The organism is Pseudonocardia sp. NPDC049635, assembly GCF_040659795.1.
GTDB lineage: Bacteria > Actinomycetota > Actinomycetes > Mycobacteriales > Pseudonocardiaceae > Pseudonocardia.
In genome coordinates, this window is the sequence record NZ_JBFAON010000009.1 from 1 (window position 1) to 17013 (window position 17013).

Here is a 17013-nt window from a genome sequence, read left to right on the forward strand (position 1 = left end):
TGGTCGCAGCGATCCTGCACAACGCCTCCAGCGTCGCCGTCGTCGGGAACAGCTCCCGGCTGATCCGCTACCGGCTCACCGGCTGAGGCACCGGCGACATCACCGACCGGAGGGCCCCAGCATGTAGCCCACGCGGCCCGGCGGTGTCATCCCCCGGTGGTGAGGTGGAGCCGCGCGAGCCTCTCGACCAGCTCTGGTAAGGCTCCTTCCGGAGCGCTACCTCGCCGCAGGGCATGGTAGCTCTGCAGGACCGCGGCCGACACCGTCGCCCGCGTCACGCTGCAACCGAACTCCGCGCACAGTCGTGTCGTGGCCTCGTCACAGCAAGCCGTGCACTGGGTCGAGGTGGCTGCCGCGCGGTTCGATCTGGTCACCCTTGACGGGCCTTGTTCCGCGGGTTCTTCTTGTTGATCACGTAGACCTTTCCGTGACGACGGATCACCTGTGCTCCCGGCTTGTTCTTCAGGGCACGAATCGACGTGCGCACCTTCATGTGCACCTCCTCAAGGCGGCGGCCACACCGGACCGCGACGGGCGTGTTCTTTCCACTGCTCCCGGTTCCGGTCGAGGCCCGGGACCGGAAACCACGTCGGCGGGTAAGTCACCAGCTGGACTTGTGCACCCCCGGCATGGCGCCGTCGTGCGCCAGTTCCCGCATCCGCACCCGGGAGGGGACACCCCGGTCTTGCTCGAATGCCCGCGCGAGCGCCCGTCGACCGAGTCGCGGTCGCGGACCCGGGTGGAGTTCGCGTCGCACGGCTGGAGACGCCACTCTGCGGCCGCCTCGGCCTCCTCCTGCGCGCTGGCGGACGGCCGCGCGAGGACGGCCTTCCGACGCTCGTTCTGGGTGATCTGCCCCGTAGGGGCCATCAGACACCTACTCCCCTCGTGCGGATCCGCGCGACCGCGGTGGTGACGCCGACCCGGCCCACGGTCTTGGTTCCCTTCGCCGAGAGCGTCTGCTGTGCCCAGCGGCTCTCCTCGGCGAACCAGTAGCAGTTTCGACTGCACGCTCGTGTCCCAGTGCCGGTGCGAGCGCCAGACCCGTTTCCCGGACGACGGTTCGCGGCCCCGCGGAACGCGACGTCGGGACACGTGTTCAACGCCCCGCGTTCGGGTAAGGCAGCAGGGCCATCTCCCGCGCGTTGCGGATCGCGACGGCCACTTGCCGCTACTGCTGTCCGGTCAGGCCGGTGACCCTGCGGGCACGGATCTTTCCGCGGTCCGAGATGAACGTGCGCAGCAGCGCAGTGTCCTTCCAGTCCACGCGGTCGATCTTGCGTACGGCGAGCGGGTTCGGCTTACGACGGGCGGTGCGCTGCGGCTTGTTCCGGGGTGGCATCAGTGCTCTGCCTTGAACTTGACGTGCCCGCGGACCCGCGCGTTGTACTTGCGCAGCACCAGCCGCTCCGGATCGTTGCGGCGGTCCTTCCGCGTGACAGAACTCGTGCCGGCGCCGGTGCCGGTCGTCGACCGCAGCTTCACGATCGGCCGGACGGCGGTCGTCGAGGCCATCCTCACCCTCCTGCACATGAGAATCATTATCGTTTAGGCTACACCCGGGCTTGTCCACGTCCAGTTCGGGGGCGGTCGTGACGGGACTCGTGGTCTTGTGCGAGACCGTGCCCATGCCGGGCGTGGTGGCCGCGCTCGACCCGGGCACCTTGCCCGACGGCGTCACCGGTGACGCAACGCTGCTGCCCGAGCGTGGCAGGGTCGATGGCGTGGGTGGCTCCGGCAGTCGTGGGGAGCCGGGCCGTGGTGCCCGTGGACTGGCGCCGTGTTGGCCCGCCGGAGTGAAGGGCGAGCTGCATGTCGGCTGTGAGCGCGAGGAGAGCCTCGTCGTGGCTGATGAGCAGTACGACAGCACCGCTGTCAGCCACGTGGCGGATCTGTTATGAGATGGACTGCAGGTGGCGGTGGTCGGCCGGGACCAAGGCCCGGCCTCCCGCTCATTGAATCGAGAACCTGCTGCCAGCGTGGGTGTGCGGCCCACGGTGGTCTACGGCTCGTACGGGTCCGAGGTGGGCCGGGTCGTCCTGGAGGACGCCGGGGTGACGGCCTTCGGCGAGGGCGAGCGGGCGAGCCCGACCTCGCCTTTGGCGGACCTGGAGGCACTCCTCGATCGCCCACCGTGTGCAGGCGACACGTCGGTCAGGCGTCGCCAGCAGCACCACGACTGCTGCGACCAACAGTGGGGCCGCGAACCCGCAGCTTTAACGGTAATGAGAGTCGATTTCATGTAAGACTGGTGGTCCCCGACATCACGGAGTACCGATGCGTCATGGGATCAGCCTCTTCCCGGTTCTGGAGCCTGCAGAGAAGAGCGCGACCGACTACTACGACGAGAGTCTGCGGTTAGTCCAACTGGCTGAGTCGCTCGGCTACCGCCACGCCCAGATCGTGGAGCACTATCTGGGTGGTTACGGCGGGTACAGCCCCGACCCGGCCACCTTCCTCGCCGCGGCGGCGGCACGGACGTCGGAAATCCGGTTGCTCACCGGCGCGGCCGTCCCGGCGTTCACCCACCCGGTGCAGCTCGCGGGCAAGCTCGCGCTGCTCGACACACTCTCGCACGGGCGGGTGGAGGTCGGCTTCGGGCGTGCTTTCCTGCCAGCCGAGTTCGCGATGTTCGGTGTGGACATCGACACCAGCCGCGACCGTTTCGTCGCCGGGGTCCTGGCCTGTCGGCGGTTGTGGAGCGAGACCGACGTCGTCGTCGACGACGGCTTCCACCGGTTCGGCCCGGTCACCTCGCTGCCCCGGCCGGTGCAGCGGCCACACCCGCCGATCCTGCTGGCCTCGGCGATGAGTCCGCAGACCGGGGCCTGGGCCGGTCGTGAGGGGTTCGGTCTGCAGGTGGTGCCGACCGTGACCTCGCGCGAGGGATTGCGGGAGGTACTGGGCGCCTATCGCACCGCCTGGGCGGAGGCCGGCCGTGACCCGGCGGAGGCGCGGGTGCAGATGAAGTTCACCTGCTACCTCGACACCGATGCCGACCGGGCGATCACCACTGCCGGGGAGCTGGAACGCAACTACGTCGCGAAGATGTCCGCCGTCGTCGCGGACTGGTCGCGCACCCGCACCCGGGCCTACGCAGGGTACGAGCGGCTGACCGAGAAGGTCGCCCGCTACGACTTCGCCGCCGCGCACCGGGACAACAAGGTTCTGGCCGGTGACCCGGCCGGGGTACTCGCCCAGCTCCGGACGATCCGGGAGTGGTACGGCGACGTCGAGCTCAGCTGCGTGTTCAATCCCGGAACGCTTTCCGAGGAACGCGCGGCCGCCGCCGTGCGGCTCTTCGCCGAACAGGTCGTCCCCGCGCTGGACGGCGATCGGGAGGCGGTCGCGTGAGCAGCGCGGAAACCGATGTGGCCGTCGTCGGGCTCGGCGCCTGGGGTGCCGCCGCACTCTGGCGGCTGGCCACCGAGGGGGTCGACGTCGTCGGCGTCGAGCAGTACACCCCCGGGCACCCGCACGGCTCTTCGCACGGTGGTAGCCGGATGTTCCGCACCGCCTGCCTGGAGCATCCCGGGCTGGTTCCGCTCGCCCGGCGCTCCGGTGAGCTGTGGTCCGAACTGTCGCGGGTCAGCGGCCGGCGGTTGGTCGAGCCCACCGGCGGGTTGCTGGTCGGCCCGGCCGGCGGGCACGTCGTCACCGGCACGCTGGCCGCGGCCAAGCGCTTCGACCTGCCGGTGGAGACCCTGGACGCGGCGCGGATCCGCGCGAGGTACCCGGGGCACGAGACCGTCCCGGACGGCCACGTCGCGGTCCTGGAGCGGACGGCGGCGCTGGTGCGGCCGGAGGAGACGATCCGCGCCGCGGTCGACACCGCCACCTCCCGCGGGGCCCGGGTGCTCACCGGGACCGCCGTGCACGAGATCGTGCTCGACGACGACGGGGTGCTCGTCCGGCTGGCCGGTCACGACCTGCGCGCCCGGCAGGTCGTGGTGACCGCCGGGCCATGGCTCGCGGAGCTGGTGCCCGGGCTGCCGGCCGTCGCCGTCCGTATGCCGATGACCTGGTTCGCCCCGAGCGATCCCGACCGGTTCTCGCTGGACCGGTTCCCGGTGTTCATCCGCGAGCTGGACTCCGGGGTCGCCGTGTGGGGACACGGGCTGGGTGCGGACCTGGGCCCGGTCGGTGAGGTCAAGCTGGGGCTGGAGGACGGTGGCTCGGCCTTCGCCGAGGTCCAGGCGTCCGGTGTGGACCGTTCGGTCGGTGAGGCCGACTGGCGGACGTTGACCGCGCTGCTGCCCGGGGCCGTCCCGGGCCTGGGTGCGGCGCCCACCCGGGCCGCGGTCTGCATGATCACCCGGACACCGGACGGGCAGTTCCTCCTCGGGCGGCCGGGCCGTGACCCGCGGCTGGTGGTCGGCGGAGGCTGCAGCGGGCACGGGTTCAAGCACGCGCTGGGGATCGGGGAGGTGCTGGCCGACACCGTGCTGGGCCGCGAACCCCGGCACGACCTGGGCTTCACCGACCCGAACCGGTTCGGCTGAGCCCCGTGGTCCCGGCCCCCGTCGTCATCGGCGGGCGGTCGGGACCCGGTCGGTGTCGCGCACCGTGGTCAGTGCGACGACGACGGCGATCGCGGACAGCACGGCCATCCCGGCGGCGACCACGCGCAGCCCCGATTCCACGGCGCCGGCGACGGCTGCCAGCTCGGCGGGGTCGACCGGTACGCCGGTCAGGGCGGCAGCCCGGTTCGCCGCGGAGAGCCCGGCGCCGTCCACCGCCGCCGTCAGGACGGCCCCGAACCCCGCCACACCCACTGCGGTGCCGAGCGGGAAGAAGGTGTTCGCGGTGCCCGAGGCGATTCCGGCCCTGGCCGGGTCGACCACGCCGACCGCGAGTCCCATCAGCGACGGGAACACCAGGCCCGCGCCCAGTCCGAGCAGCACGAACCCCGGGACGACCGTCCACGGCCCGGCCTGGGCGTCGACCCCGAGCAGGGCCAGCGAACCGACCAGCGCGCAGGCGTTGCCCGCGGCAATCAGCGTCCGTGCCGGAGCCAGCTGCTGCAGACGGCCGGAGACCAGCGCGACCGCCAGTACCGGCAGCGAGAGTGCGAGCAGGTACCCACCGGTCGCCACCGGGGACAACCCGACGACGCCCTCGAACCAGAGGACGAAGAACGGCAGCGCCCCGAACGAGGCCATCCGGCTCAGCAGGCTGAGCACGATCGCCCCGGAGAACGTCGGGATCCGGAACAACCGCAGATCGAGCAGGGCCCGTTCGCCCCGCCTGCGCTGCAGGGCGACGAAACCTGTCCCGGCCGCCACCGCCACCCCGAGCGCGGTCCACGGTCCTGCCCCCCAGCCCGTGGCGGCTCCGGTCACGACCGCGTGGTGCAGGGCGAACAGGGTGAGCGCGGCGAGCACCGCGCCGCCCCGGTCGAGGGGCCGGGCAGCGGCTCCCGCGGGCGGTGCGGGCGCCGTGATCCGCAGCAGGACGGCCAGCAGGGCCAGCCCGATCGGGACGTTCACCAGGAAGATCGCCCGCCAGCCGAGCGTCTCGACCAGAACGCCCCCGACGATCGGTCCCAGGTTCGCGGCGAGGGTGCCGACGGTGACCCAGGCGGTGATGGCGGCCGCCCGCCTGCTTCCGGAGAGGGTCCGGGCCAGCAGCGACATCGAGGTCGCGAGGATCATCGCTGCGCCGACGCCCTGGACCATCCTGGAGCCGACGAGCCACCCGCTGTCGGGCGCGAGGCCGCAGCCGAGCGAGCCGGCGGTGAACAGGCCGACCCCGGTGGCGAACACCGCGCGATCACCCAGCCGGTCGGCCAGGCCGCCCGCGGTGAGGATCAGTGAGGCGAACGCCAGGGTGTAGGCGTTGACCACCCACTGCAGCCCGGACAGGCCGGTGTCGAGATCGGCCCCGATCCGGGGGAGGGCGACGTTCACGATCGTCAGGTCGAGCGCGGTGAGCGCACTGCCGGTGCACACCGCCAGCACGACCACCCGGGAGCTGCCGTGAGGTCGTTCGGTCTCCTGGGTCACGGACCCCTCCGCTCTCCGGCGCTCGATGTGTCCGATGGCAAAGTATATTGACAACGGTTATCGGTACAAGAAAGGGTCGGTCGGTCCGACGTGCGGGGGCGCGGAGCCGAGGTACCGACCCGAAGAAGGAGAACCTGGTGAGGTCAGGACAGATGGACCGTCGCGCGTTCCTGCGCGCGGGCGCGGCGGCGATGGCAGTGGTCGGGGCGGGGGCCTGGCTGAGTGGTTGCGCACCCGGATCGTCCCCGGCGCCCGCGGCCGCTCCCGCCACCGGTGGGACCCTGCGTGCCGCGTTCGTCGGCGGTGGCGCGACCGAGACGCTCAACCACCTCACCGGGCCGACCGCACTGGACTACGTGCGTGCGCGGGCCCGGCACGGTGCGCTCGGCGCGATCGACCCGGCCGCGCCGGACGGCGTCCGCTACGACCTGCTCGCCGGTATCGACGTCTCGGACGACCTGTCCGAGTACACCCTGCGTCTGCGCCCCGGGCTGGTGTTCACCGACGGCTCTCCGGTCACCGTGCGTGACGTCGTCTACTCGCTCGCCGCCCCGGGGACCCTCGGTGCGCTGCCGTACCTGAAGAACGTGGTGGCCGCGTTCGACCTGGACGGCACCCGGGTCGAGGACGACCACACCGCGGTGCTGCGGGCGGTGAGCCCGATCGTCGACGGGCGGTTGCTGATCTGCCAGAGCAACCTCGTGTTCCCCGAGGGCACCCGGGAGTTCACCGTGGACATGCCCACCTGCGGCCCGTTCCGGATGACCGGTTTCGAACCCGGCCAGGGGGCCACGCTCGTCCGGCACGACGGGTACGTCCCGCCCGAGGGTGTCGACGGGCCGCTGCTCGACGGCCTGGAGCTGCGCTCGTTGCCCGACTCGGAGGCGCGGGCGAACGCGCTGCTCGGCGGGCAGGTCGACTACGCGGACAACCTCGCCCCGGCGACCGTCGCCACCGTCGAGGCGGACGGGGCGGTGACGCTCACCCAGACCGAGGTGCCGTTCGTCAACCAGCTGTCGTTCTCGATGAACCTGGCCCACGCACCGTTCGCCGACCCGCGGGTCCGGGAGGCGTTCAAGCTCGCGGTGAACCGCCAGCAGATCGTCGACACCGTCTTCTTCGGCCGGGCCGTGATCGGCAACGACCTGCTCTCGATCGGTTTCCCCGGCTACGACGACGGCATCGAGCAGCGCCCGCACGACCCGGACCGGGCCCGTGCCCTGCTGCGTGAGGCCGGTGCCGAGAACCTCACCGTCGAGCTCACCACGGGCCCGGAGATCCCCGGGATGGTGGAGACGGCGACCGTGCTGGTGGAGAACCTGAAGGCGGTCGGGGTCGACGCCACCCTCGACGCGCTCCCACCGGGACAGCTCTACGCCGACTTCGCCGGCTACACGGCGCTGCCGTTCGCCGGGGGGTACAACCCGCCGCAGCCGCTGCTGACCGCCTACCAGTCCGGCCGGGTGAGCGGTTCACCGTCGAACTTCGGGTTCGACCGCCCGGACATCGACGCGCTGGTCGCCACCGCCCGCAGCGCACCGGACGAGACGGCCCGGACCGAGGCCCTGAACCGGGCACAGCGACTGATGTGGGCCGAGGGAAACTCGATCATCCCGGTGTTCGCACCCGCCGTGAACGCCCAGACCCGCGCCGTGCGAGGCATCACCTACGCGCCTTTCGCCGACTTCACCGGTGCCTCGCTCGGGTGAGCGGCCCGGCTGGGTGCAGTTCCTGGCCGGCCGGCTGCTCGCGGGCGCCTCGACGCTCGCCGTGCTCTCGGTGCTGATCTTCACCGCGACTGCGGTACTGCCCGGGGACGCGTCCGGTTCGCTGGCCGGACCGGACGCCTCCGCCGCCGAACGTGCCGCGATCCGCGCCGAGCTCGGACTGGACCGGCCCGCTGCGGAGCGCTACCTCGACTGGGCGGCCGGTGTGCTGCGCGGTGACCTCGGCACCGCCTGGGTCGGCGGCCGTCCGGTGGCCGAGCTGCTCGCCGACCGGCTCCCGGTCAGCGCGTTGCCGGCCGGGCTGGCCCTGGTGGTGATCGTCCCGTTGGCGTCGGGATTGGGGCTGCTCGCCGGGATGCGGGCCGGTCGTGGCGCCGACCGTGCGGTGTCGGCCGGGGCGCTGGTCACCGCCGCCGTCCCGGAGTTCCTCACCGCGTCCCTGCTGGTCGCCGTGTTCGCCGGGTGGCTGCGCTGGCTGCCGCGGGGGTCGATGGTGCCACTGGGTGAGTCCCCGCTGGCCGACCCACAGATCCTGGTGCTCCCGGTCGCCTGCCTCTGCCTGGTCGGGCTGGCCACCGCGACCCGGCTGGTCCGGGCGTCCGCGGCCGAGGTCGCGGCGACGCCGTACGTCGAGTCCGCCCGGTTGAACGGTGTCCGCGGGCTGCGGTTGGCGTTCGCGCACGTGTTGCCGAACGCCGCGGGCCCGGCCGTGCAGGTGGTCGCGGTGGTCGTCGGGGCACTGGTCGGTGGCGCGGTGGTGGTCGAGACCCTGCTCGGCTACCCCGGGGTCGGGCTGGAACTCGCCCAGGCCGTGGCCCGCCGCGACGTCCCGGTCGTGCAGGGACTGACCCTGGCCCTGGCCGCGGTCGCACTGGCGGCCCTGCTGCTCGGTGACGTCGTTCGCCGGTTGCTCGACCCGACCGGGCGGTACCGGTGAGCCCCGCCGGCGCGCCCCGTGGGCGCAGCAACCTGGTCCCGCTCGCCGCGCTGGGTGCCGTGCTACCGGTGCTGCTGGTCGCGCTGCTCGGTCCGCTGGTGGCCCCGTCCCTGGCGGCGGGGTCGCCGACCGATCAGGTGGGTGCCCCGTTCGGGGCGCCCGGCCCGGTGCACCCGCTGGGCACCGACGTGCTCGGACGGGACGTCGTCGCCCGGGTGCTCACCGGTGGGGCGTCGGTCGTCGGGCTCGCCGCCGGAGCGACCGTGCTGGCCGGGGTGGCGGGGCTGCTGCTCGGCGTGACCGCCGGTACCGCGCCGCGCCGGGTGGGGGAGCTGCTCGTGCGTGCCGTCGACGTGCTCGCGGTGGTACCGGCCCTGCTCGTCGTGCTGGTCCTCGCGACCGGTTTCCCGGGCAGCCCGGCGGCGGTGTTGGTGGCGATCGCGCTGGTCAGCCTGCCCTTCTCGGTGCGGGTGAACCGGGCGGCGGCGGAACGGATCAACACCGCGGGCTACGTGGAGACCGCCCGGGCCCGGGGTGACGGCTGGTGGCGGCTGCTCCGTCACGACCTGCTGCCCGGCATCGCCCCCACGGCGCTGTCGGAGACCGGTCTGCGGTTCGTGGCGGCGCTCTACCTGACCTCGACCGCCGGGTTCCTCGGGCTCGGTGCGGGGCCGCCCGCGCCCGACTGGGGTCGGATGGTGGCCGAGAACCTCCCGGGTGCGGCGCTGAGCCCGTGGCCGTTCCTGGTGCCGGCGCTGTTGCTGGTGGTGCTCGGGGTCGGGGTGAACCTGTTGGTCGACGACCTGGCCGGCCGGTGGGCGTCGGGGGTGTCCGATGGCTGAACCGACCCCAGCGGGGTGCCCCCCAGCACCGGCGGCCGGTGTGTCGGGGGCCGCGCCGGTCACCACCGTCGAGGACCTCACGATCGCCCCGGCGGCCGGGGGTGCACCGATCGTCGACGCGGTGTCGTTCGTCCTGCATCCGGGCGAGGTGCTCGGGATCGCCGGGCACTCGGGCTCCGGGAAGTCGACCACCGCCCATGCACTGTTCGGGCATCTCCGTCCCGGGCTGGTCCGGCTCCGCGGTGCGGTCCGGGTGGGTGGGATCGACCCGTTCGCACCCGGTGGCGCGGCGCGGGTCCGCGGGCACCGGGCCACTCACCTCGGTCAGGACCCGGCCTCCGCGCTGAACCCGGCGCGCCGGCTCGGCGCCCAGCTGGCCGAGGCGGTGCGGCTGCGGGCCGGCGCCCGGCCCGGCCGGGGCGAGGTCGGCGCCACCGTGGCCGAACTGCTGGGCGCGGTCGGCCTGCCCTCCGACCGGGGTTTCCTGCGCCGGTTCCCGCACCAGGTCTCCGGTGGGCAGGCCCGCCGGGTCGCGCTCGCCGCTGCCCTGGCCGGGAACCCCCAGCTGCTGGTGCTCGACGAACCCACGGCCGGGCTGGATCCGGTGGTCGCCGCCGACGTCCGTGGGATGCTCGCCGAGACCCTCGGCCAGCGCTCGGCGGTCCTGGTCAGCCACGACCCCCGGGTGCTCGACGAGCTGGCCGGGCGGGTGCTGAAGATGGCCGGTGGGCGGGTCACTCACGGCCCGGTAGGTGTACCACCTGGCCCGGTCACGGTGCGGGAGATGACGTCACCGGAGCGCCGGACCGGTGCGCTTGCGGAGCGGTCCGCTCCGCGTGCGGTGCCCTCCGGTCCGGCCCGGCCGCCGGCCGTTCCGACCCGGGCCTCGCTCCGCTCGGCACCGACTCGGCCGCCCGGGCGCGGCGCCCCTGGGCTCGCGGTGGTCGGCCTGTGCGCCGGGCACGACGGCACGCCGATCGTGGACGGTGTGTCGCTGGAGGTGCCCCGCGGCGGGCTCGTGGCCCTGGTCGGGCCGTCCGGATCCGGCAAGACGACCGTCGCCCGGTGCGTCACCGGGCTGCACCGCCCGACGGCCGGACGCGTGGAGCTGGACGGCAGGCCGCTCGCCGCAACCGCGGCGGCCCGGGCCGCCGCGGACCGGCGCGCGGTGGCGCTCGTCGCCCAGGACAGCGTCGCTGCGCTGAACCCCCGGGAGACCGTGTGGACAGCCCTTGCTCGACCGCTACGACTGTGTGGGACCGCCCGTGGCCTGCTGGGCGCCGAGATCACCCGACTGCTCGATCGGGTCCGGCTACCTGCCGGCGTCGCGGACCGTCGCCCGGGCGGCCTCTCCGGCGGAGAGCGTCAGCGGGTGAACCTCGCTCGGGCGCTCGCGATCGGGCCGCGGGTCCTGGTCTGCGACGAGATCACCTCGGCACTCGACGAGACCACCGCCGAGGTGGTGACCGATCTGGTCGACGAGCTGCGCCGCGAGACCGGGCTGACCGTACTGCTCGTGACCCACGACGTGACCCTGGTGCGACGGTGCGCCGACACAGCCGTGCTGCTCGGCGCCGGCCGGGTCCGGGCCGAGGGCGATGTCGAGGTGGTGCTCGCCGCGCTGGATCCGGGAGGCCGGCCGGTACCGTGACCGACCCGCGGAGGCGGGGCGGCAGGGCCGCTCAGCGGGTGCCGATGACCAGGTCTCCGTCCACCCGCACGTCCAGTCCTGCTGTCCGAAGCTCATCGGCCAGCCGCTCGGCCGAGACGATCCACCAGTCGTAGCTGGTCACGACCCGTTCCAACTCCCGATCCCCGTCGACGGTCCGATACTGCATCGTCCATCGAACCGAGTCCGGGCCGGTCGGTTCAGCTCTGCCGGTGCCCTCGTACCGCACAGCACCGCGGACCACCCCGATCGGCGGGAAGGGCGGTACCGGCACCGCCGTGTAGGGCGGTTGTACCTGCAGCACGACGGGGGCGCCGGGAGCTAACCGGGCCGCCAGCGCCTTCCACAACGCCCTCCGGTCCTGTGGGGGGAGGTGTCCCACCATGTGCATCCCGACGACTGCAGACAACCGCTCGGGGAGTGGGACCTCCACCGCACCCCCCGGGTAGACGGTGACGCGCTCCGCTCCTGCGATCTCCTCGAGCCTTCCGAGCAGGACCGCGCGCATCGCCGCTGACGGTTCGGCGGCCACCACCGGAGCATCCGGCACTGTTGCCAGGATCGTGGCGGTCCCCGAACCGCTACCCGGCCCCAGCTCCAGGACCGGCCCGGTGGCCGGGTCGACCCTGGCCAGCGCTGCGGCAAGCCGGGGTCGTAGCGGTCTCCAGGCCTCGATGCTCAGCAGATGCACGTACTGCGCAGCACGGTCGTACTCGGTGTAGCTCATCGGTGGCCTCCTGCGGGTAGCGCGGGGCCCGGCACGAGCCGCCATCCCGCGGCGTGGTTGCGACGCTCCCAGAACCCGGCGTACCACCCACCCGTCGCGAGCAGTTCCTCGTGCCGGCCGCGTTCGACGATCCGTCCGCCGTCGAGCACCAGGATCTGGTCCGCGTCGCGGACGGTCGCCGGCCGGTGCGCGATCACCAGCACGCTGCCCCGCGCGGCGAGCTCGGCGACGGCGGCACCGACCACGGCGTCGTTCTCCGGGTCGAGCGCCGCGGTCGCCTCGTCCAGCACCACGATCGGGGTCCGGGCCAGCAGCGCCCGGGCGATCGAGACCCGTTGTCGCTGCCCACCGGACAGGGTGGCGCCGGCCTCCCCGACCCGGGTGTCCCAGCCGTGCGGCAGGGACTCGACGACCTCGATGAGGCCCGCCGCCCGGGCGGCGCGGTCCAGCGCCTCGTCGTCGGCGCCGGGACGTCCGATGCGGACGTTCTCGGCCAGCGTGCCCTCGAAGAGGTACACGTCCTGGAACACGCAGGCGATCCGCGCGGTGCGCTCGACCGTACCGATGTCCCGCAAGTCGACGCCGCCGAGCGAGACCGACCCGGTCTGCGGGTCGGCGTAGCGGGCGATCAGCCGGGCGACGGTCGACTTGCCCGAGCCGGACGGTCCGACCAGGGCGGTCAGGCCACGATCGGGCAGGGTGAAGGAGACGTCGTGGAGGACCGGCTCACCGGGTCGGTAGCCGAACCCGACCCGGTCGAACCGGACGACGTTCCCGGTCGGCATCCGCGGCTGGTCCGGTTCGGGCAGCGGTGGGGACTCGAGCACCTCGGCGATGCGGTCCAGAGCGTTGCCGGAGATGCGCAGGGTGGCGCCGGTCTCGGCGCCGGTCCCCACGGCCTCGGTGATCCGCCCGACGAGGACCAGCACCGCGATCGTGGTCGGGGCGTCGAGCAGGCCGCCCAGGAACCGGTACACCGCCAGCGCCAGGGCTGCGGTGAACACCACCCGGACGGCGAACCCGAACGAGACCAGACCGGGCACGGCGAGCCCGATCATGCGGCGGTCGGCGTCGCGCTGGGCGCGCAGCGCGGTGTCCAGCTCGCGATGTCCCTCCACGGTCCGGCCGAATGCCCGCAGCACCGGCTGGGCCCGGGCGAACTCCAGCACCCGGGCGGCCGCCTCCCCGATCGCGAGGTCCCGGCCCCGGTCGCTACGCGCGACCATCCGGTTGCTCATCCACAGCACGGCCAGCAGGAACGGTGCCGCCACCGCCAGCGACACACCGATCAGCGGGTCCAGCACCAGCACCACGACCACGATCGCGAGCGGTGTCACCACGGCGGTGACCAGCGGCCGCAACTGGTGGGCGGGCAGGCTCATCACGGCGAGCACGTCCTCGCCAGCCACCCTGGTCAGCGCACCGACCCGGGAGCGGGTGAACCACGCCTGCGGCAGCGCGACGACGGCCTCACCGAGCCGGTGGTGCAGCCGGCGGGCGACCTCGGCGCCGACCCGGAAACCGCGTCGCTGCGCGGCGAACGTGAGGACCACCGCCGGCGCCGCCACACCGCAGAACAACCACAACCACCCCCACGCCGCACCTGGCTGCGGGCCGAACAGGGCCCGCAGCAGCGGGACCAGCAGCGCGAACGCCACGCCCTGGGCGAGTGCGGCGGCGGTGAGCAGTCCGAGCAGGACGTGGACCGGTCGGGTGTGCCCGGCCCCCAGGGCGGTGAGCAACCTGCGGATCATCCGACGTCCCTCCCGGTGGTCATGGTCGGGGCGCCCTGCTGGGCGGCCCACATCCTGGCGTAGCGACCGCCCGCCGAGATCAGCTCCGGATGCGTGCCGCGTTCGACGATCCGGCCCTCGTCGAGGACGACGATCGTGTTCGCGCCGGTCACGGTGTAGAGCCGGTGCGCGATGACCAGCACGGTGCGCCCGCTGGCGAGCTCGGAGAGCGCGTCGCAGATCGCAGCCTCCGAGTCGGGGTCGGCGAACGCGGTGGCCTCGTCGAGCACCAGGACCGGGGTGTCGGCGAGCAGCGCCCTGGCGATCGACACCCGTTGCCGCTCTCCGCCGGAGAGCTCGGTGTCCTCGCCGAGCACGGTGTCGTAACCGTGCGGCAGCGCGGTGGTGCGGTCGTGGATCCGGGCGGCGCGGGCGGCCGCCTCGATCTCCGTCCGGTCCGCCTCCGGGCGGCCGAGGGCGATGTTGTCGGCGACCGAGATCCGCAGCAGCGTCACGTCCTGCAGGACGAACCCGATCTGGCGGTACAGCGTGCGCGGGGTCAGTTCGCGGACGTCCACGCCACCGAGCCGGATCGCGCCCGCGCTCACGTCGTGGAACCGCGGCAGCAGCGCCGCCAGCGTGGACTTGCCGGCACCCGAGGGACCGACCACCGCGGTCACCGTCCCCGGGGCCAGCTCCAGGTCGATCCCGTGGAGCACGTCGGTGTCGGAGCCCGGGTAGCGGAACGACACGTCATCGAGGGTCACGGTGCCGGGCGGAGCCCCGGTGCCCGGCCGGGCGGCGTCCTGGGCCGGGACGGCCTGGACCGGTTCGTCGAGCAACCGCCGGATCGCCGTCGCGGCGGCGATCCCGCCGCGCAGCGCCTGCAGCCGCGGCCCGATCGCACCGACCGGTGCCGCGGACGCCGGGCCGAGCAGCAGGAACGGGATCAGCGCGGCCGGGTCGGTGTGCCCGGCGGCGACCAGCATCGTCCCGGCGACCAGCAACAGCGCCAGCACCGGCAGCGGGGAGACCGCGAGCTGCGAGGCCGCCGTCACCGAGGTGGTGCGTCGCGACCACTCGCCGAAGAAGTCGTGGAACGCATCGCAGGCGGCCACGAACCGGCGGTGTGCGGTGCGGCCGCCTCCGAAGCCCTTGACCACCGCGATCCCGTCGGCGAACTCCACGATCCCGGCGTTCACCTCGTTGCGGGCCCTGGCGTAGGCGGCCATCTGCGGGCCGGCGCCGCGCATGGCTCGTCGGAACAGGACCAGCCCGACGATGATCGGGAGCAGGGCCACCACCGCGAGCGCCCCGTCGACGGTGACCAGGTAGCCGAACGCCACCAGTGGGGTCACGAGGACCGCGGTCACGTCCAGCAGGGTGTGTGCGACCAGGTAGTGCAGCGCGTGCACCTCCCCCTGCAACGCCGTGGCGACCTGACCGGAGTTGCGGGTGGCGAACCATCCGGGTTCCACCCGGCCCAGATGGGCGGCGATCCGTTGCCGCAGGTCGTGCTGGGCTGCGTTGTCGGCGAGGTGGGTGAGTGTGGTGGCGGCCGTGGTCGCGATCAGCGCGACCAGAGCCGCCAGCGCACCGACCAGCACCCGGTACCAGAGCGCGGAGGGTTCGACGGGACCGGCGAGCAACAACCGGCCGATGTCGGCGACCGCGACGAACGGCACCACCCCGGCCGCCGCCCCGGCCGCCTGCAGGGCGACCCCCGCGGCGAGCCGGCCGCGGACCGGCCGCAGTACGTCCAGGACCGGGCCGAACATGGACCCCCCTCGTACACGATGGAAACGATTGTCGTTTGTGTTCAGGAGGACGGTACCGGGTGCAGCACGGCGATCTCCGTGCCGTCCGGCCCGCTCCGCGGTTCCCCGCTCCAACCGGTCTCCGCGACCAGGTCGGACACCGAGAGCGTGTGCCACAGGTAGGACTCGGCCACCTCCCGGACGACCCGGGTGCCGGCGAGGACCCGCCAGGTGGTGTCGAAACGCATCGCGGCCGGCCCGGCCGGTTCCCCCGCGCTCCACCACTCGTAGACCTGGTCACCGATCTGCTCGCGCAGCAGCCGAACCGGCGGGATGTGCCGCGGGCGGGCCACTCCCATCAGCTCGACCGCGACCGGAGCACCCACCGGCAGCACGCGCTGCAGGGCCCGCCAGAGCCGGATCCGGTCGGGCCGGTCGAGGTGACCGACAACGCCGAACAGCACGGCGGCGCAGAACCCGGCACCCGGCGGGGCGGTCTCCAGCCGGACGGTGAGCGCGGCGGCGTCCTCGTCGGTGACCAGTACCCGTTCGCGCAGCCGCTCGTCGGCCGCGACCCGCGCGGTCAGTACGGCGCGCATCGTGTGTGCGGGTTCGGTGGCGACGATCCCGGTGTCGGGCAGCGTCCGTGCGATCACCTCGGTGACCGCGCCGGTGCCCGCACCGATCTCCAGGACCGGACCGGCGGCCGGGTCGGTCCCGGCCAGCGCGGCCTGCAGCGGGGGGCCACTGCTCGCCGCCTGCCTGCGGGCGACCAGCTCGTAGAACTCGCCTGCCAGGTGGTAGGCCTGTGCGCTCACCGGTCGCCCGCCGTGGGGGCGTGCGCGGCCAGCGCCGGATCTATCCGGCGGAGCAGCGTCGTGACCACCTCGGTGCGCTGCGGGCCGAGGTAGAAATGGCCACCGGGGAAGGTCACCACGTCGACCCGGCCGTCGCCCAGCGCCGCCCACTCCCGGGCGCGCTCGGCGTCCAGCTCGGGATCCCGGTCCCCGGTGAACACCGTCACCGGGCAGTCCAACGGCTCGGGCGGACCGGGCCGGTAGGTCTCGATCAGCCGGTAGTCGTTGCGCACGTAACCGAGCACGGCGGCGCGCAACTCCGGGTCGGCGAGGATCTCGGCCGCGGTCCCGCCGAGCCGGTCCAGCTCGGCGACCAGGGCGTCGTCGTCACCAAGATGCACCTGTCCGCCGCGGGGGCGTACCGGAGCCTCCCGACCGGACGCGACCAGCCGGCGCGGCGCGGGCAGGCCGAGTGCCCGTAGTGCGCGGGCGACCTCGTAGGCGACCGCAGAGCCCATGCTGTGACCGAACAGGACGTACGGCCGGTCCAGCACACCGGCCAGGTCCACGGCGATCCGTTCGGCCAGCACGGTCATCCGGTCGACCATGGGCTCGCCGAACCGGTCCTCGCGGCCCGGGTACTGCACGACCACCAGTTCGACCGCCTCGGGCAACAGGGCCGACCAGCCGCGGAACGCGCTCGCCCCGCCGCCCGCGTGGGGCAGGCAGACCAGCTGGACCCGCGCGGCGGGGCGGACCGGCCACCGTCGCAGCCAGGACGTGTCGGCGGTTCTCCGAAATTGCACGGGACCGAGCCTC

General features: G+C 73.4%; 15 protein-coding genes and 2 pseudogenes. 7 read left to right on the plus strand and 10 right to left on the minus strand.

Going from position 1 to position 17013, the window contains the following annotated elements; all coding sequences use genetic code 11:
- Positions 1-370 precede the first annotated feature (370 nt).
- From ykgO to rpmG, 4 genes and pseudogenes are all read right to left on the minus strand, one after another.
- Positions 371-493 carry a type B 50S ribosomal protein L36 gene (gene ykgO, locus AB0J24_RS13200; protein WP_358680030.1) on the minus strand — a complete coding sequence of 41 codons (123 nt, stop codon included), beginning with the start codon at positions 491-493 and terminating at the stop codon, positions 371-373.
- A 108-nt stretch (positions 494-601) separates the two neighbouring features.
- Positions 602-870 (minus strand): annotated as a pseudogene (locus AB0J24_RS13205) (uS14 family ribosomal protein).
- 229 nt (positions 871-1099) lie between these two features.
- Positions 1100-1342, minus strand: a pseudogene (rpsR, locus tag AB0J24_RS13210) (30S ribosomal protein S18).
- On the minus strand, positions 1342-1515 hold the full coding sequence (rpmG, locus tag AB0J24_RS13215) for a 50S ribosomal protein L33 (protein ID WP_358680033.1): 174 nt from the start codon (positions 1513-1515) through the stop codon (positions 1342-1344). Before rpmG ends, rpsR begins: the two are co-directional and overlap by 1 nt.
- 77 nt (positions 1516-1592) lie before the next feature.
- Between rpmG and AB0J24_RS13220 the strand changes: the two genes are divergently transcribed.
- From AB0J24_RS13220 to solA, 3 genes are all read left to right on the plus strand, one after another.
- Entirely contained in the window at positions 1593-1901 is a 309-nt protein-coding gene (locus AB0J24_RS13220) for a hypothetical protein (RefSeq protein ID WP_358680036.1), read from the plus strand.
- A 376-nt stretch (positions 1902-2277) separates the two neighbouring features.
- On the plus strand, positions 2278-3354 hold the full coding sequence (locus AB0J24_RS13225; RefSeq protein ID WP_358680039.1) for an LLM class flavin-dependent oxidoreductase: 1077 nt from the start codon (positions 2278-2280) through the stop codon (positions 3352-3354).
- A complete protein-coding gene (gene solA, locus AB0J24_RS13230; RefSeq protein WP_358680042.1) occupies positions 3351-4502 on the plus strand; it encodes an N-methyl-L-tryptophan oxidase in 1152 nt (383 codons plus the stop codon). Before AB0J24_RS13225 ends, solA begins: the two co-directional genes overlap by 4 nt.
- Before the next feature lie 24 nt (positions 4503-4526).
- Here solA and AB0J24_RS13235 read toward each other — a convergent pair whose 3' ends face one another.
- Positions 4527-6005: an MFS transporter gene (locus AB0J24_RS13235; RefSeq protein ID WP_358680045.1), complete on the minus strand. Its 1479-nt coding sequence runs from the start codon at positions 6003-6005 to the stop codon at positions 4527-4529.
- Between the two features lie 137 nt (positions 6006-6142).
- On the opposite strand from AB0J24_RS13235, the gene AB0J24_RS13240 reads away from it, so the two are divergent.
- The 4 genes from AB0J24_RS13240 to AB0J24_RS13255 are packed head-to-tail and all read left to right on the plus strand — an operon-like array spanning position 6143 to position 11162.
- A complete protein-coding gene (locus tag AB0J24_RS13240; protein WP_358680048.1) occupies positions 6143-7714 on the plus strand; it encodes an ABC transporter substrate-binding protein in 1572 nt (523 codons plus the stop codon).
- Positions 7698-8669: an ABC transporter permease gene (locus AB0J24_RS13245; RefSeq protein WP_358680051.1), complete on the plus strand. Its 972-nt coding sequence runs from the start codon at positions 7698-7700 to the stop codon at positions 8667-8669. Before AB0J24_RS13240 ends, AB0J24_RS13245 begins: the two co-directional genes overlap by 17 nt.
- Positions 8666-9511 carry an ABC transporter permease subunit gene (locus tag AB0J24_RS13250; protein WP_358680053.1) on the plus strand — a complete coding sequence of 282 codons (846 nt, stop codon included), beginning with the start codon at positions 8666-8668 and terminating at the stop codon, positions 9509-9511. The genes AB0J24_RS13245 and AB0J24_RS13250 overlap by 4 nt, the downstream gene beginning before the upstream one ends.
- 40 nt (positions 9512-9551) lie before the next feature.
- Positions 9552-11162: an ATP-binding cassette domain-containing protein gene (locus tag AB0J24_RS13255; RefSeq protein WP_358680056.1), complete on the plus strand. Its 1611-nt coding sequence runs from the start codon at positions 9552-9554 to the stop codon at positions 11160-11162.
- Positions 11163-11193: 31 nt separating this feature from the next.
- Here the strand turns inward: AB0J24_RS13255 and AB0J24_RS13260 are convergent, their stop codons facing one another.
- From AB0J24_RS13260 to AB0J24_RS13280, 5 genes are read right to left on the minus strand one after another with little or no spacing between them, the layout of a single operon-like run.
- Positions 11194-11907 (minus strand): class I SAM-dependent methyltransferase, encoded by a 714-nt coding sequence (locus tag AB0J24_RS13260; protein WP_358680059.1) that lies wholly within the window; start codon positions 11905-11907, stop codon positions 11194-11196.
- Positions 11904-13661, minus strand: a complete 1758-nt coding sequence (locus tag AB0J24_RS13265; protein ID WP_358680061.1) for an ABC transporter ATP-binding protein — start codon at positions 13659-13661, stop codon at positions 11904-11906. Before AB0J24_RS13265 ends, AB0J24_RS13260 begins: the two co-directional genes overlap by 4 nt.
- Complete coding sequence (locus AB0J24_RS13270) at positions 13658-15418, minus strand: ABC transporter ATP-binding protein (RefSeq protein ID WP_358680064.1); 1761 nt, start codon at positions 15416-15418, stop codon at positions 13658-13660. Before AB0J24_RS13270 ends, AB0J24_RS13265 begins: the two co-directional genes overlap by 4 nt.
- A 41-nt stretch (positions 15419-15459) precedes the next feature.
- On the minus strand, positions 15460-16215 hold the full coding sequence (locus AB0J24_RS13275) for a class I SAM-dependent methyltransferase (protein ID WP_358680067.1): 756 nt from the start codon (positions 16213-16215) through the stop codon (positions 15460-15462).
- Positions 16212-17000 (minus strand): alpha/beta fold hydrolase, encoded by a 789-nt coding sequence (locus AB0J24_RS13280; RefSeq protein ID WP_358680070.1) that lies wholly within the window; start codon positions 16998-17000, stop codon positions 16212-16214. Before AB0J24_RS13280 ends, AB0J24_RS13275 begins: the two co-directional genes overlap by 4 nt.
- Positions 17001-17013 lie beyond the last annotated feature (13 nt).